A 14,555-nucleotide genomic window follows, 5' to 3' on the forward strand; every position below is an offset into this window, starting at 1 on the left:
AGAGCCATGAATCAAGCAACGATGCCCGACATGGACCAGTTCGTGGATGATGCGCGGGCGTGGCTGAGAACTGTCGCCGAACCACGCACCCAGATCAAGTGGGGGGTGGGGTCCGACTCGGTCGCCGTCTTCGAGAATTGGACCGCAGAGCAGGAGCGCGACGAGACCGACCATATCCGGGCGTACGAGCAGACGAAGTTCGACGCCGGCTGGGGCTCGATGAATTGGCCGGACGAGTACGGTGGCCGTGGCCTGCCGATGTCCTACGTTCTCGCGTTCCGGCGGGAGGAGAACGCGTTCGACGTGCCGCGCCGGACCGAAATGTTCTCGGTGACGCAGCAACTGGTCGCGCCGGCGATCGCCCAGTGGGGAACACCGGCACAGTGCGAGCGATATGTGCGTGCGATGCTTCGTACCGATATCATTGCCTGTCAGCTGTTTTCGGAGACCGAGGCCGGATCCGACCTTGCCGCCGTCCGGACGAGGGCAGTCGAACAGGACGGCCGGTGGACCATTACCGGGCACAAGGTCTGGACGTCCGGCGCCCGGGTCGCCGACGTGGGGGTCGCGGTGTGCCGCACCGACCCCGACGCGCCCAAACACGCAGGACTCACGGTGTTCCTGATCCCGATGGACGCTCCCGGAGTCACCGTCCGGCCGATCCGCCAGATGACCGGGGGCAGTTCCTTCAACGAGGTCTACCTCGACGGCGTCGAACTCTCGGACGACTACCGCTTGGGGCCGGTGGGGGAGGGCTGGCCGGTCGCCTTGACGGTGCTGGCAGCCGAGCGACTCGACGCCGGGAACCTGGGTCTGGCCAACGCCGATCACGCCGTCGAACTCGCCCGTCACCTCGACCGGCAGCTGACCGAAATCGAGCGTGACAAGGTCGCGGATCTCGTGACGCGCAGCTACGTCCAGCGGGTGACCGGTATGCGGGTGGCCGCGGCAGTGGTCGCAGACAAGGACCCCGGTCCCGAGGCATCGGTGGGTAAGTTGCTCGCCACGGACACCATGGCACGTACGTCGGAGGTCGTCCGGCTGTTGCTGGGGCGCGATCTGATTGCCGACTCGGGCGAGTGGGGAACGTTCGCATGGACGGAACATGTGCTCGGCGCGCCCGGGTACCGGATCGCCGGCGGCACCGACGAGATCCAGCGCAACATCCTCGCCGAGCGTGTTCTCGGTCTGCCGAGGGAGTCGCGCCGATGACCACGAACAGCACGCTCGGCGACCGGGTAGCCCACCGCCTGCGTGAGCAGAGCCCGGGCCTGGACGTCGGAACACTCGAGCCGCTGCTCGGCGGGCATTCCGGTTTGACGTACAAAGTGCAGACCAGCGACGGCGACCTCGTGGTCAAGGCGGTTCCCGAGGGGCAACGCCCCATCGGACGACACGACATGGTGCGCCAGGCGCGGATCATGGAAACACTCGGTGCGACCGAGGTTCCGGTGCCCCGGATCGTCGCCGTCGACGAGGACGGGCCTGCGTGGTTCGCGATGGAGTGCGTGGCCGGGGAATCACTCGAGCCGGTGCTCGATTCCCCTCCGGTCGAACCGGCTGTCGCGGCAGCCCGGATGCGCCGGGCCGCCGCGGTCCTGCCGCTGCTGCACGCGGTGCCGGTCGACACGATCCCGGCGGCCGGGGATCCCCTGTCGCCCGGCGCGGAGCTGGCGCGGTGGAAACGCACCCTGGACGCCGTTCCCCCCGACCTGGTCAGCGGCGGCGACGAACTCCTGCGCCTCCTCGCCGCCGATCTCCCCGACGCGCTGGCACCGACGTTGGTGCACGGCGACTACCGGCTCGGCAACATCATTGCGCGTGACACCGAGCCCGCGGCACTGATCGACTGGGAGATCTGGAGCCTGGGCGATCCGCGGGTCGAACTGGGCTGGTTCCTCGTCTTCGCCGACGGTGCGAACTTTCCCGGGGTGGGGCGCGCGGTGCCGGACCTGCCGTCCGAGGACGAACTGATCGCCCTCTACACCGGGGACCACCCGGCGCTGCCGGACATGAACTGGTTCAACGCGCTCGGCCGCTTGAAGATGGCGGCGATCATGGGCCACAACCTCCGCCGGCACCGAGAGGGCCGCCACCACGACCCCGACCAGGAACGGCTGCCCGACACCATCTCGCAGCTCATCCGCAGCGGGACCGCGCTACTTGCCTGATCAACCTCCGTTCACCGCGTGACGCGATGAAGGAACAGAGAGGACCTCACGTGGACTTCGAATACTCCGCGCGCACCGAGCGACTGCTCGAGCAGCTGCGGAACTTCATGGAAGAGCACGTCTATCCGGCCGAGGCCGTGTACGACGAGCAGATCAAGTCGAACGACAACCCACACGAGCAGCCCAAGGTCATGCTGGACCTGCAGGCGAAGGCCCGCGAGCTCGGTTTGTGGAATCTCTTCATGACGCACGGTGGGTGGGGCGCCGGTCTCACCAACCTCGAGTACGCCCCGCTCGCAGAGTTGGTCGGACGCTCGGTGATCGGCAACGAAGCCATCAACTGTTCGGCACCCGACACCGGCAACATGGAGATCCTCGCCATGTACGGCACCGAGCAACAACAGTCGCGGTGGCTCGCGCCGCTCCTCGACTGCACGATCCGGTCGGCGTTCGCCATGACGGAACCGGATGTGGCGAGCTCCGACGCAACGAACATCACCTCGACCATCCGCCGGGACGGCGACGAGTACGTCCTGAACGGCCGGAAGTGGTACACCTCAGGCATTCTCGACCCCGATTGCAAGCTCGTCATCTTCATGGGCAAGTCCGATCCCGAGGCTCCGACCTACCGGCAGCAGAGCATGATCCTGGTGCCTGCGGATTCCCCCGGTATCGAGGTCCTTCGCGATCTGCCCATGTTCGGATACCGGGACCGGCTCGGTCACGGCGAGGTCCAGTTCACGGACGTCCGGGTGCCGGCCGATCACATGCTCGGCGCCGAGGGGGACGGTTTCGCGATCGCGCAGGGCCGGCTGGGGCCGGGGCGCATGCACTACGCGATGCGAGCGATCGGCATGGCCGAGCGCGCCCTCGAGATGATGTGCCGACGAGCTCTGCAGCGCAATGCCTTCGGCGCGCCGCTCGCCGATCGCGGTGTGGTACGGGAGTGGATCGCGCGCAGCCGGATGGAGATCGACCAGATCCGGCTGCTGGTTCTTCAGTCGTCGTGGCTGATGGACACCCGCGGCAACGCCGCGGCCCGCTCGGAAGTCGCCGCGATCAAGGTTGCGGCCATGGAAGTCGCTCATCGAGTGGTCGACCACGCCGTCCAGACCTACGGCGCGGCAGGGGTGAGTGACGACACGATCCTCGCCCGGCTGTATGCGATCACCCGGGCTCTGCAGATCGCCGACGGCCCCAACGAAGTCCATCTGCGCACCATTGCGCGCCTCGAACTGAAGAAGTACGCATGAACGCGACGCGAGAACTGACAGGCAAGGTCGCACTCGTCACGGGGGCCACCCGAGGGCTCGGATACGCCATCGCCAGCGGGCTGGCCGCCGCGGGTGCCACCGTGATCGTGTCGAGCCGCAAGGAGGACGCGTGCATCTCCGCAGCCCTTGCGATCACCCGTGAGACCGGTGGCATCGCCGAACCGCTCGCACTGCACGTCGGGAAGTGGGAAGCGATCGAACTCGCGGTCGACCACATTCTCACGCAGTTCGGCAGCCTCGACATCGTCGTCAACAACGCCGGTATCGCGCCCCTGTCACCGAACCTCGAGTCGGTGTCCGAGTCGCTCTTCGACAAGACGATCGAGGTCAACCTGAAGGGCCCGTTCCGGCTCATGGCGGTGGCCGGTGCCAGGATGAGCGCGGCCGGAGGCGGCTCGATCATCAACATCTCGAGCATCGGCGCGCTGCGGCCCAGCCCGCCGGAAGCGATGTATGCGGCATCGAAGAACGGCCTCAACGCGCTGACGATGGCCTTCGCTCAGGAATACGCGCCCCGGGTGCGGGTGAACTGCATCATGCCGGGCGGATTCGCGACCGACATGGCGGCGGACTGGGACGACGAGTTCGTCGGCAAGATCGTCGACCGACTCCCCGCCGGCCGCCTGGGGCGCCCTGATGAAATTGCGGGCCTCGTAGTGCATCTGGCCGGCGACCGTGCCGGCTACACCACGGGCGCCGTCATCCCCGTCGACGGCGGGCGCACCGCCGTCTACTGACGCGCGCGTGCCATAAACACGAGTAGGAGCCAATTACATGCAGGTACCCGACCTGTTCCAGCTGAGCGGTCGCGTCGCCGTCGTCACGGGTGCATCCTCCGGGTTGGGAACGGGATTCGCGCGGACGCTGGCGTCAGCGGGCGCGACGGTCTTCGCGGCCGCCCGCCGTGTCGAGCGCCTCGCGGCACTGGCCGACGAGGTCGAGGGGGTCGTCCCCGTCGAGTGCGACATCACCGTGGACTCGGACCGGCGCTCGCTGGTCGATCGGGTACTCGCGGAGGCCGGACGAATCGACGTCCTCGTCAACAACGCGGGCAGACCCGGCCGGCCGAACGCCGAGGACGAGAGCCCGGAGGAATTCTCCTCGATTCTCGACGTCAATCTGGCCGCGGGATTTCACCTCGCCACGTGCGTCGCCTCGGCCACACCGGCGGGCGAGGCAGCGTCGATCATCAACATCTCCTCCGTCGTCGGGCTCGTGTCGACGGCACCCATCGGCGGCGCGAGCTATGCGGCATCGAAAGCCGGCGTGCTCGGGCTGACCCGCGAACTCGCCGGGCAGTGGGGCAGGCGTGGCATCCGCGTGAACGCCATCGTGCCGGGCTGGTTCGACACGGAAATGACCGATGGATTGTTCAGCAACCAGCGCTCGGCGGACTGGGTGCGCCGCAACACGATGCTCGCCCGCGGTGGACGCCCCGGCGAAGTGGACGGCGCTGTCCTCTTCCTGGCGTCGGACGCGTCGTCCTACGTCACCGGCCAGACCCTGGTGGTCGATGGCGGCTGGACCGCCCGGTAGGCAAAGGTGACACTCATGGCAGTTCCGACAATGCAGGCAGTACGCCTGACCGGCTGGGGTGACGGAGCGCGGGTTGTGCGCATCCCGGTTCCCGAACCGCAGGGGCATCAGCTGCTCCTCCGGGTCGAGGCCGCCGGGCTGTGCAGATCCGATCTGCATGTGATGGACGCACCCGCGGGAGTATTCGACTATCCCCTCCCGTTCACGCTCGGGCACGAGGTGGCGGGAACCGTCGTCGGTGCAGGCCCGGAGGCCGACGAGTCCTGGATCGGTGAGTCCGTCGTCGTCCATGGTGTCTGGTCGTGCGGGCGATGCCGCAACTGCCGCCGAGGCCGCGAGAACTATTGCTTCGAACTGGGCCCACGCGACGACGGTCGTCTCACCGCGATCGGCAACGGCATCGGCTACGACGGTGGTCTGGCCGAAACCATGATCGTTCCATCGGGGCGGTGTCTGGTCCGCACCCACGGGCTCGCCCCCGAGAGCGCCGCCCCACTCGCCGATGCCGCCCTGACGGCGTATCACGCAATCCGCACCAACCGGGACCTCCTGGGCGCCGACTCCGTTTCCGTGGTCGTCGGTGTCGGGGGACTGGGCCACATCGCGGTCCAGGTTCTTCGCGCACTGGGCGCGGGAACGATCATTGCGGTCGATCCGCGTAAGAGCTCACGCGACCTTGCACGTCGGCTGGGGGCGGACGTGGCGGTTTCGGACATCGCGGAGGTTGCGACATCTCGGCCCGGCATCGCCCGACGTCACTGCGCTGACGTGGTCTTCGATTTCGTGGGAGCGCCGGACACGATGGAATCGGCGGCACAGTTGCTCGCCCCCGGGGGCCGGCTGGTCACCGTCGGCAGCGCCGGCGGTCGGCTCACGGTGGGCAAAGACGTCGGACTCGCGACGGGCTGGCAGGTGACTGCGCCGTTCTGGGGAACGCGCGCAGATCTCGAAGCCGTGGTCGACCTCGCAAACCGAGGTCTGCTGGCGGTCGAGGCGACTGCGTACCCGTTGGACGATGTCCTCGACGTGTATTCGAAGTTGCGGCGCGGCGAGATCACGGGGAGGGCCGTCGTGATTCCGTGACCGACGAAAGCTGGGTACGGTGCGTGTCATAGTCAATAATGAAACTAGTTCACTTCAATGGAAGGTCGGCGGAATGTGGGAGCTGGCACGCGAATTCGTTGCTCGCGCAGCGAATTCTCCGGATGACATCGCAGTCGTCGATGCAACGGGGGAGCACACGATGGCGGAGGTTGTCGCGGCGGCAACCGGGCTCGCCGCCCAGCTGGACGCCGCGACGGGTGGCTCGCCGACGGTGCTGGTGCAGGCCGACAACACGTGGCGCACACTCGCCGCGGCAATCGCCGTCGGACTGCGCGGCGGCCTGATCGCGGTGTTCAGCCGACATGCCACCCCGTCGGAGTTCGCCGTGGCCCTGAACGACATCGCACCCGACGTGGTGATCGCCGACCGGCAGTCGCTCTCGCACTGGGGTGTACCGGAGGACCGCTTCTGCGAGGAAGCGGCCGCGGCGGCCGGCTGGGTGATGCGCTGGTCGCGATCACCGGTCAGCGACGTCGAGCGGTGGAACGGCGGGATCGCGATCGCGATGACGTCCGGGTCGACCGGACATCCCAAGTGCGTGGTGCAGTCGGAATCCGCAATCCGGTACGCCTGCCGTTGCACGATCGAGGCGGTCGGCCTCCAACCCGGAGATCCGGTCGCCGCGTTCGTGCCGCTCTCGTCGGTGGCCGCATTCTGCTTCGGGCTCTACCTCCCCACGATGCTGGCCGCGCCGATGGTCTGCATGGACGGCTGGAAGCCGGCGACAGCCCTCCACACCGTCCGGGAACACCGGGTTGCGTGGACGATGCTCGTCCCGACCATGGCTCTTCAGCTGGCCGTCGCACCGGACGCTGCGGGAGCGCTCACGTCGCTGCGTGCCATGACCGTCGGCGGCGGTCCGATGGATTCCGGTGCGCTCGGTCGCGCCGAACAGACCCTCGGCACCACGTTCCTGCGTGTGTTCGGTATGTCCGAGTGCCTCGGACACACGACCCCGCTGCCCGCGGACGAACCGGGCGTCCGGCTGGGGCGGGACGGCCGTCCCTTCCCGGGGACCGTCGTCCGAGCGGTCGACGCACACGGTGCCCCCCTGCCACCGGGCCGGGTGGGCGATGCCCAGGTCAAGGGTCCCTCCCTCTTCGTCGGTTATGCACGGGCAGGTGTTCCCGCACCCCCGGAACTCACCGCGGACGGATTTCTGCCCACCGGCGACCTCGTCGAAGTCGCCGAGGACGGCAGCATCCGGGTCATGGGGCGCCAGAAGCAGATCATCATTCGCGGGGGCCGCAACATCGACATCAACGAGGTCGAGGCCGCGATCGCACGCATCCCGACCGTGTCCCAGGTGTGCGTGGTGCCGGTGCCGGACGAGCTACTCGGTGAACGTGCCGCGGCGCTGGTCGTGAGTACCGGCGATCCGATTACCCTCGACGAGGTCGTTGCATATCTCGGAGACGTCGAGTTCCCGAAGTTCAAATGGCCGGAGTTCGTCTTCACGATCGACGATCTGCCGCAGAACCGGGTGGGGAAGCTGTCCCGACCCGACGCGGTGGACCTTGCAACACGCCTGCTCGGCGGTACCGACAGCCGCTGATATTGACCTGACTTCACCTCAGTTCAGGTACTCTTTCAGGTACCGGCCCGAACAAACAGATGGATGGGGGACCCGTGTCCGTAGAAGCCATGACGCTCCGTGATGGTCCGCGATCGAAGCGCGGGCTCATCCTGACGGCCGCGATCGAACGGTTCGGGGAGGTCGGCTTCGAGCACACGAAGTGGGCGTCGATTGCCGACGAGGTCGGAATCGGCCAGACGGCGCTGTATCACTATTTCGAGTCGAAGGGTCACTGCCTGCTGACCATCATGCGTCTCGAACTGGCGCAGTCACTCGAGCGATTCACTGCCGCGATCGAGGGCGTCGACGACCCGGTCGAGGCGTTGAGTGCCGCCGTCACCAGCGCTCTGGAAGCGACCCCGCGGGACGCGCTGCAGCGGCGCATCCTCCAAAGCCACATGGATCTTCTTGCCACTCCGCGCCAATCGGAGAAGGAAGAGGCCGAGCGCCAGACCTCACGCGCGCTGGTGAACTCGATCGAAGAAGAGTGGTCTCTTCTCATTGCGCGGGGAATGGGCGCGGGTGTATTCGCCGACGGTGATCCGCGATTGATGGCCCGGCTGGTCCTCGGACTCGTCGTCAGTGTGTGGCGGTGGTATCGACCCGGCGGGGACATGAGCCTCGATCAGCTCAACCAGCACGTTCGCGACACCACCCTGCGTATCGTCCGCGCATAGCCCGCGGTGTACGCGCAGGGGCGTTCGCTTGCTCTCAGTAATTGAACTTAATTCAGGTCAGTAATGGAGTGATGATGTACAACTTGATCGTCTTGGCCGCCCGTCCGCACGACTGGAGCCATGAGCAGTTCATCCAGTGGTGGCGCGGGGAACATGCCGACGTGACCTACCCACTCCCGGGCCTGCGGCGATGGCAGCACACCGAGGTGCTCGACGCGATGGACGACAGGTCCCGGGAATGGGACGGCGTCTCGATTCTGAGCTTCGACTCCCGCGAGGACCTCGACGCCGCGCTCGCCAGCCCGGAATGGCAAGCCGCAGTGGACAACGTCGGCCAGATGCGTGGAAAGCGCATCCTCGTCATGGGTGAGGAGAAGACGATGGTCGAAGTGGGCAGCGGTGAATCATGAGAGCGCACTGGATGGAGCCGGGCTGCTACGAGGTGGCGCCCGGTGTGCATCGAGTGCCCCTCCAGATGCCTGACGACGGCCTCGGAGCAGTGAACGTCTATGCCCTCGAGACCGAGGACGGCCTGGCCCTCATCGACGGTGGCTGGCGAGTCGACACGACTTTCGACGAGATGGAACACGCACTGCTTCGGATCGGTCACAGCACCAAGCAGATTCACGACATCTATGTCACCCACGTGCATCGCGATCACTATACGTTCGCGATCGAACTCCGCCGTCGTCACGGCTCTCGCGTCCACCTCGGTGTCGCCGAGGCTGACGGATTGGCAGCCGTCAGTGCACTCGGCAGTAACGTGCCGACGGATTCTCTGCACGAACTCCGCCGCGCCGGTGCCCCCCTCCTGGCAGACACGGTCGAGGTCATGACCGCCGCGGAGCCGTTCTACCCCTCGGATTGGGAAGAACCCGATCACTGGCTCACCGCGGGGACGATCCGGATCGGACGGCACACACTCGACGTCGTGCACACGCCGGGCCACACGAAGGGGCACATGGTCTTTCACGACGAACAGCACGGTCTACTCTTCAGTGGCGACCACGTCCTTCCCACGATCACGCCGTCGATCGGTTTCGAACTCGGCGAGTGGGATCTGCCGTTGGGGCGCTACCTCGAGTCGCTGACCCGACTGCTCGAACGCCCCGACTCGCAACTGCTGCCGGCGCACGGAGATACGACACCGAGCGTGCACCTGCGCGTCGAAGAACTTCTCGCGCATCATGACCGGCGATTCATGACCATGTGCAGCGCACTGGTCTCGCTCGGGCCGGCGACCGCGTCTGCCGTCGCAGAGGCGGTCACGTGGACCCGTCGCGAAAGGCCGTTCTCCACTCTCGACCCGTTCAATCAAATGATCGCCACCTGTGAGACCCTCGCGCACCTCGACACTTTGGTCGATCGCGGCCGGCTCGCAGTCCGAAGACGAGACAGCTCCGACGTCTTCTCCGTCGTCTGAGCGCGGAAGGATTCCCGTGCAGAGTCATGAGCTGAAACTGGCGCGCCATCCCCAGGGGAAGGTTCGGCCGTCGGACTTCCACCTCGACGTGGTGACGGTTCCCGAAGAACTGGCGCCCGGTGAGATTCTCGTTCGCAACTCGTGGTTGTCGATCGACCCGTCTGTGAGGATACGTCTCGGCCCCACCGGCCCGGCAGGCTACTTACCACCGTTCCGCATCGGGGAGACGCTGACCGGGTTGGCTGTCGGCGAGGTACTCGAGTCCCGTGACCCCGGCTTCGAACCGGGCGATACGGTTCTGCACATCAAGGGTTTTCGCGAGTTCGCGGTGGTCCGGCAGGGCAGCGAAACCTTGGCCGGGGCCGGTGGCGTGACACGACTCGACACGCGCGTGCACCCGCCGCAATCGTATCTCGGGGCGCTGGGCAGCTCCGGGCTCACAGCGTATGTAGGTTTGCAGTGCATCGGCGGACTCACGAGCGGAGACGTCGTGTGGATCTCGTCGGCCGCGGGTGCGGTGGGCAGTCTCGCCGCACAGATTGCGAAGCTCAGAGGTCACTACGTGGTCGGCAGCACCGGTTCCGGCGAGAAGGTGAGCTTCCTGCTGGACGAACTGAAACTCGATGCCGCATTCGACTACCACAGCCCGGACCTGGCCGGAGCTCTCTCGAGCGCGGCACCGAACGGCATCGACCTGTATTTCGACAACGTGGGTGGAACGCATCTCGAGGCCGCCCTGTATCACCTCCGACCAGGAGGCCGGGTGGCCATGGCGGGCGCTGTCGCCTCCTATGACGCGGACACGGCTGCGGCAAGTCCGAGCAATCTGTTTCAGATCGTGGCAAAGAACCTCACGGTGCGGGGTTTCCGGGCCGGCGCCTACGACCATCTGCTCGGCGACATGCGGGCCGAGGTCGGGAGCTACCTCCGCGACGGTCGTCTCGTCGTCGAGGAGACCGTGTTCGACGGCCTCGCGTCGGCGCCCGACGCCATCGTCGCCATGCTGCACGGCCGCACCGTGGGAAAGACGCTCTGCCGTTTGCGCTGACGCTTCACCGGCTACACAGAAGAACATGGCCTCCGCATCACGCGGAGGCCATGTTCTTCTGCCTCGCTCAGGCCGCCGTCCACCCACCGTCGGCGTAGATCTCCGAGCCGGTGACGAAGGTGGAGTCGTCGCCGGCCAGGAAGGCAACTGCGGCCGCGATCTCCTCACCCCGCCCGAGGCGACCCATCGGAGTGCCGGCCAGCATCTCGCGGTGACGCTCGCTGCCCTCCCAGCGCTCGAGCAGAGGGGGCGTACCGATGAATCCCGGGTGCAGAGAGTTGACGCGCACTCCTGCCTTCGCCCAATGCAGGGCTGCGTTCTTGGTCATCGTGCGGACTGCACCTTTGGCGGCTGCATAGGCAACGCTGTTGCCCAGGCCGCCCACGGTTCCCAGTATCGAGCACATGTTCACGATCGAACCGCCGCCGCTCCGCTCGATCAGCGGGCCGGCATGTTTCATGCCCAGCCACGTGCCGGTCTGGCCGACCCCGATCACCCGATCCCACTGTGATCGGGTTTCCTCGTCGACCGTTGCGACGCTGCCGATGGCAGCGTTGTTGACCAAGGCGTGCAGCGCGCCGAACGTGCTCTCGGTTGCTGCCACGACGTCTTCCCACTGCTTCTCGGAGGAGACGTCGAGGGCGAGCGCCGCATGTCGCTCGGGATGGGTTTGAGTATCGAGCAAGTCTTGGCAGGCCGAGTTCTCGAGATCGGTGACGACGACGTGAGCGCCCTCGTCGGCGAGCCTTCGGACGATCTCGGCGCCGATACCACCGGTCGCCCCCGTCAGCAGGACGACCTTGTCGCGAAGTCGGTCAGGGCCGACAGTCATCTTGACTCCTTGTCACTCGTTCGAATCGGGCAGGGCAGATCGACATCAGAGATTGCTCAACACGTTTCGGCCACCGACGAGCATCGCGATCACGACACCGATGCTGGTCACCGCCGTCATGAGAAGGGCCATCGCGGCCACCAGCGGGTAGGAGCCGTTCTCCCACAGGTCGAACAGCAGCGTACCCATCACCTGTGTCGTGGCGGCACGGACGAGCAGTGAGGCGGCGAACTCGTGGGTCAGCAGGATGAACATCAAGGCGACGGAACTGAGCACGGTCGGCCTCATCAGCGGCAGAATCACCCGGATGTTGGTGATGAAGGGGCTCGCACCGCTCGTTGCCGACGCCTCGGCGTAGGTCTCCCCGAGCGACAGCATCGCCGTCATTTGCATTCGGGTGGAGAAGGGCACCATCAGCACGATGTAGACGAGGATGATGACCGCTTTGGTTCCGTAGAGGATCAGCGGGGGCTGGGTGTAGGTGAGCAGGAACCCGACCCCGAAGATCACCGCTGGAATACCCAGGGGGAGAGCGGTGATGACGTCACCGATGGTTCCCAGCACCCGGTGTTTGCGGCCTCGCACGAGCAGCGTGGCGGTGAGGTAACCGATCGGCACGCAGACGGCAACGGCCACCACGGAGGTGAGGAGACTCGTGTACACCGAGTCGACGATGCTCGCCGTCCGGAAGAGCGCCCGGAAGTTGTCGAGTGTGAAGAGGTTCCAGGACAGGGTCTCCGACCAATAGGGAGACACGGCCACGATGGCGAGTCCGATCAGCGGAACCACGAGTGCGAGCATCGCGTATGCCGAGATGCAGACGGCGGCCCAGGCCGAGCGGCCGGTATTCGGCGCGAACGCTTTTCCTCCGTGAGTGACGAAGCGTGACTGATTACCGAGAAGCATCTTCTGCGCCAGCACGACGACGACACCGAAGATGACGAGCGGCGAGCCCGCCGCGGCTGCAGCGGCGAAGTCGGCCGGCGACTCGGATACCCGTCGATACATCTCGGTGGTGAGGACCTTCACGCCGGTGTTCTGCCCCAGCAGGAGCGGTCCGGTGAACTGGCCCAATCCGAGAAGCAGCGCAATTCCACCGCCGTACACCAGGGACGGGCGAAGCAGCGGGAGAACTACACGAAAGAACACCCCGAGCGTCGACGAACCGCTGATCTGTGCTGCCTCGAGGTGCTCGGAACTGATGTTCTGCATTCCCGCGCTGACGAAAAGGTAGACGAAGGATGTGAGTCCGAAACCCGTGAGAATGATGATCCACGGCGTGCTGTAGACATCGATCGGTCCGGAGTCCACGTTGCTCCACCAGGGAAGCTTGCGCAGGAGTGCGTTCAGGTACCCGGGCCCGGGGGAGAGGAGAAAGGCCCACCCGACCACATTGGCTACCGCGGGCATCACGATGGGCAGGATGGGGACGATCCTGAGAAAGCTCAGCCGGCGTGGCAGCCTGGTCGCCGCGAAGGCGAGAATCGTTCCCAGGACCATTGCGATGGCGAGCGACGAGACAGCGAGGGCGATGGTCGTCCGGATGGTTTGGCCGATGTCGTACCGGCCGTACTGGGCTTGATATCCGCGACCGCCGTCCTCGAACGCCAGCGACTGCAATCGGAAGAGCGGAAGCACGACGAGATACGCCAGAACCGCCAGTAGCGCGCCGTACCCGAGTCGGGTACGCCATACCGTACTGACGACGAACGGACGTGCGCCGCGGCGCACGGCAACCGTAGCCATCACGCCTCCGATCGGGCGGCCTGGGCGAGCACGGGAACCTGTAGATTCACGTGGCCGTCCGGGTGCGGAAACACCCGCAGCTTGGTGGGGGAGAAGCTGACCACCAGAGGAGATCCGATGGTGGCACCACGCAACCAGCGTCCGTGCCGCTCCGCATCTGCGCGAACGTACAACTGCTCACCTCCGGCATCGACTGTCACGTCGAAATAGCGGCCTCCGTACTCCGAGGTGACGAGTTCGCCGGTGAAGCCGACGTCACCCGCGGGGACCTCGTCGAGTGAACGATGAAGTGCGAGGTCCTCGGGCCGAAGTCTTCCCAGCGCCGTATCGCCGCTCATGTAGTCGCCCTGGATGCCGGCCGCGTCGAGATCGACGGGAGCCCCCGCTCGCGTCGTCCACCCCTCGTGCCGGCGGACGAGTTCGAGTCGGTTCGCCATCCCGATGAACGCGGCGACATAGTCGGAGGAAGGAGACTCGTATACCCGCTCCGGGGTGTCGTACTGTTCGATCTTGCCCGCCTTCATGATGGCGAGTCGGTCACCGAGCGCAAATGCCTCGGCCTGATCGTGGGTGACGAATACGGCAGTGAAGCCCAGTCGTTGGTGTAGTTGATGAATCTGGGACCGCACCTGATCGCGCAGCCGTGCATCGAGATTGCTCAGGGGTTCGTCGAACAGCACCAGGTCGGGTTGGGCGACCAAGCCGCGGGCCACTGCTACTCGCTGCTGCTGGCCACCGCTGAGTTGGGACGGATACCGGTCGAGCAGGGCTCCGCAGTCCACCATGCCTGCCGCGGTCTCTACCTGTCCGGCGGCGATCGCGTTCTTCATCCGTCGAACCTTCAAGGGGTACCGGATGTTCTCTCGTACAGTCATGTTGGGCCACAGCGCGTAGGACTGGAAGACCATGCCGATGTTGCGCTTGTAGGCCGGAACGTTGATGCGGGTCGACGCATCGAAGACGGTGTGGTCCTTGAACGTGATCGACCCACCCTCGGGTGTCTCGAGACCGGCGATGCATCGTAACGTGGTCGTTTTCCCGCAACCGCTGGGACCGAGCAGGACGAGAAATTCACCTTCCTGAATGTCGAGGTCGAGTTGATCGACGATGGTGTTGGACCCGAAGGTCTTGGTCAGGTTGGAAACCCTGAATTGCGATGTCACCTTGG

Annotated in this window: 14 protein-coding genes; 11 read left to right on the forward strand and 3 right to left on the reverse strand. The window is 66.0% G+C overall.

Going from position 1 to position 14,555, the window contains the following annotated elements; translation table 11 throughout:
* Positions 1-6 precede the first annotated feature (6 nt).
* The 11 genes from ACFVJ3_RS05195 (at position 7) to ACFVJ3_RS05245 (ending at position 10,809) form a co-directional block, all read left to right on the forward strand.
* Positions 7-1,212 carry an acyl-CoA dehydrogenase family protein gene (locus ACFVJ3_RS05195; RefSeq protein WP_378451042.1) on the forward strand — a complete coding sequence of 402 codons (1,206 nt, stop codon included), beginning with the start codon at positions 7-9 and terminating at the stop codon, positions 1,210-1,212.
* Positions 1,209-2,171 (forward strand): phosphotransferase family protein, encoded by a 963-nt coding sequence (locus ACFVJ3_RS05200; RefSeq protein ID WP_378451043.1) that lies wholly within the window; start codon positions 1,209-1,211, stop codon positions 2,169-2,171. The genes ACFVJ3_RS05195 and ACFVJ3_RS05200 overlap by 4 nt, the downstream gene beginning before the upstream one ends.
* A gap of 50 nt (positions 2,172-2,221) precedes the next feature.
* Positions 2,222-3,424 (forward strand): acyl-CoA dehydrogenase family protein, encoded by a 1,203-nt coding sequence (locus ACFVJ3_RS05205; protein ID WP_378451044.1) that lies wholly within the window; start codon positions 2,222-2,224, stop codon positions 3,422-3,424.
* Complete coding sequence (locus ACFVJ3_RS05210) at positions 3,421-4,182, forward strand: SDR family NAD(P)-dependent oxidoreductase (RefSeq protein WP_378451045.1); 762 nt, start codon at positions 3,421-3,423, stop codon at positions 4,180-4,182. The genes ACFVJ3_RS05205 and ACFVJ3_RS05210 overlap by 4 nt, the downstream gene beginning before the upstream one ends.
* A gap of 37 nt (positions 4,183-4,219) precedes the next feature.
* On the forward strand, positions 4,220-4,981 hold the full coding sequence (locus tag ACFVJ3_RS05215) for an SDR family NAD(P)-dependent oxidoreductase (RefSeq protein WP_378451046.1): 762 nt from the start codon (positions 4,220-4,222) through the stop codon (positions 4,979-4,981).
* Between the two features lie 15 nt (positions 4,982-4,996).
* On the forward strand, positions 4,997-6,064 hold the full coding sequence (locus ACFVJ3_RS05220; protein WP_378451047.1) for an NAD(P)-dependent alcohol dehydrogenase: 1,068 nt from the start codon (positions 4,997-4,999) through the stop codon (positions 6,062-6,064).
* 73 nt (positions 6,065-6,137) lie between these two features.
* On the forward strand, positions 6,138-7,640 hold the full coding sequence (locus tag ACFVJ3_RS05225) for a class I adenylate-forming enzyme family protein (RefSeq protein WP_378451048.1): 1,503 nt from the start codon (positions 6,138-6,140) through the stop codon (positions 7,638-7,640).
* Positions 7,641-7,729: 89 nt separating this feature from the next.
* Positions 7,730-8,338 (forward strand): TetR/AcrR family transcriptional regulator, encoded by a 609-nt coding sequence (locus ACFVJ3_RS05230; protein WP_378451099.1) that lies wholly within the window; start codon positions 7,730-7,732, stop codon positions 8,336-8,338.
* Positions 8,339-8,412: 74 nt separating this feature from the next.
* Positions 8,413-8,748 carry an EthD family reductase gene (locus ACFVJ3_RS05235; RefSeq protein ID WP_378451100.1) on the forward strand — a complete coding sequence of 112 codons (336 nt, stop codon included), beginning with the start codon at positions 8,413-8,415 and terminating at the stop codon, positions 8,746-8,748.
* An 11-nt stretch (positions 8,749-8,759) separates the two neighbouring features.
* A complete protein-coding gene (locus ACFVJ3_RS05240) occupies positions 8,760-9,761 on the forward strand; it encodes an MBL fold metallo-hydrolase (protein ID WP_378451101.1) in 1,002 nt (333 codons plus the stop codon).
* A 16-nt stretch (positions 9,762-9,777) separates the two neighbouring features.
* Positions 9,778-10,809 carry an NADP-dependent oxidoreductase gene (locus ACFVJ3_RS05245; RefSeq protein WP_378451049.1) on the forward strand — a complete coding sequence of 344 codons (1,032 nt, stop codon included), beginning with the start codon at positions 9,778-9,780 and terminating at the stop codon, positions 10,807-10,809.
* Between the two features lie 67 nt (positions 10,810-10,876).
* On the opposite strand, the gene ACFVJ3_RS05250 is transcribed toward ACFVJ3_RS05245, so the two are convergent.
* The 3 genes from ACFVJ3_RS05250 to ACFVJ3_RS05260 are packed head-to-tail and all read right to left on the reverse strand — an operon-like array spanning position 10,877 to position 14,550.
* The gene (locus tag ACFVJ3_RS05250; RefSeq protein WP_378451050.1) at positions 10,877-11,641 is read right to left on the reverse strand and encodes an SDR family NAD(P)-dependent oxidoreductase; all 765 of its coding nucleotides are present in this window, start codon (positions 11,639-11,641) and stop codon (positions 10,877-10,879) included.
* 45 nt (positions 11,642-11,686) lie between these two features.
* Positions 11,687-13,387, reverse strand: a complete 1,701-nt coding sequence (locus ACFVJ3_RS05255; RefSeq protein WP_378451051.1) for an ABC transporter permease — start codon at positions 13,385-13,387, stop codon at positions 11,687-11,689.
* Entirely contained in the window at positions 13,387-14,550 is a 1,164-nt protein-coding gene (locus ACFVJ3_RS05260; protein WP_378451052.1) for an ABC transporter ATP-binding protein, read from the reverse strand. Before ACFVJ3_RS05260 ends, ACFVJ3_RS05255 begins: the two co-directional genes overlap by 1 nt.
* Positions 14,551-14,555 lie beyond the last annotated feature (5 nt).

The organism is Rhodococcus sp. NPDC127593 (assembly GCF_042671975.1).
Taxonomy (GTDB): Bacteria; Actinomycetota; Actinomycetes; order Mycobacteriales; family Mycobacteriaceae; genus Rhodococcus_F.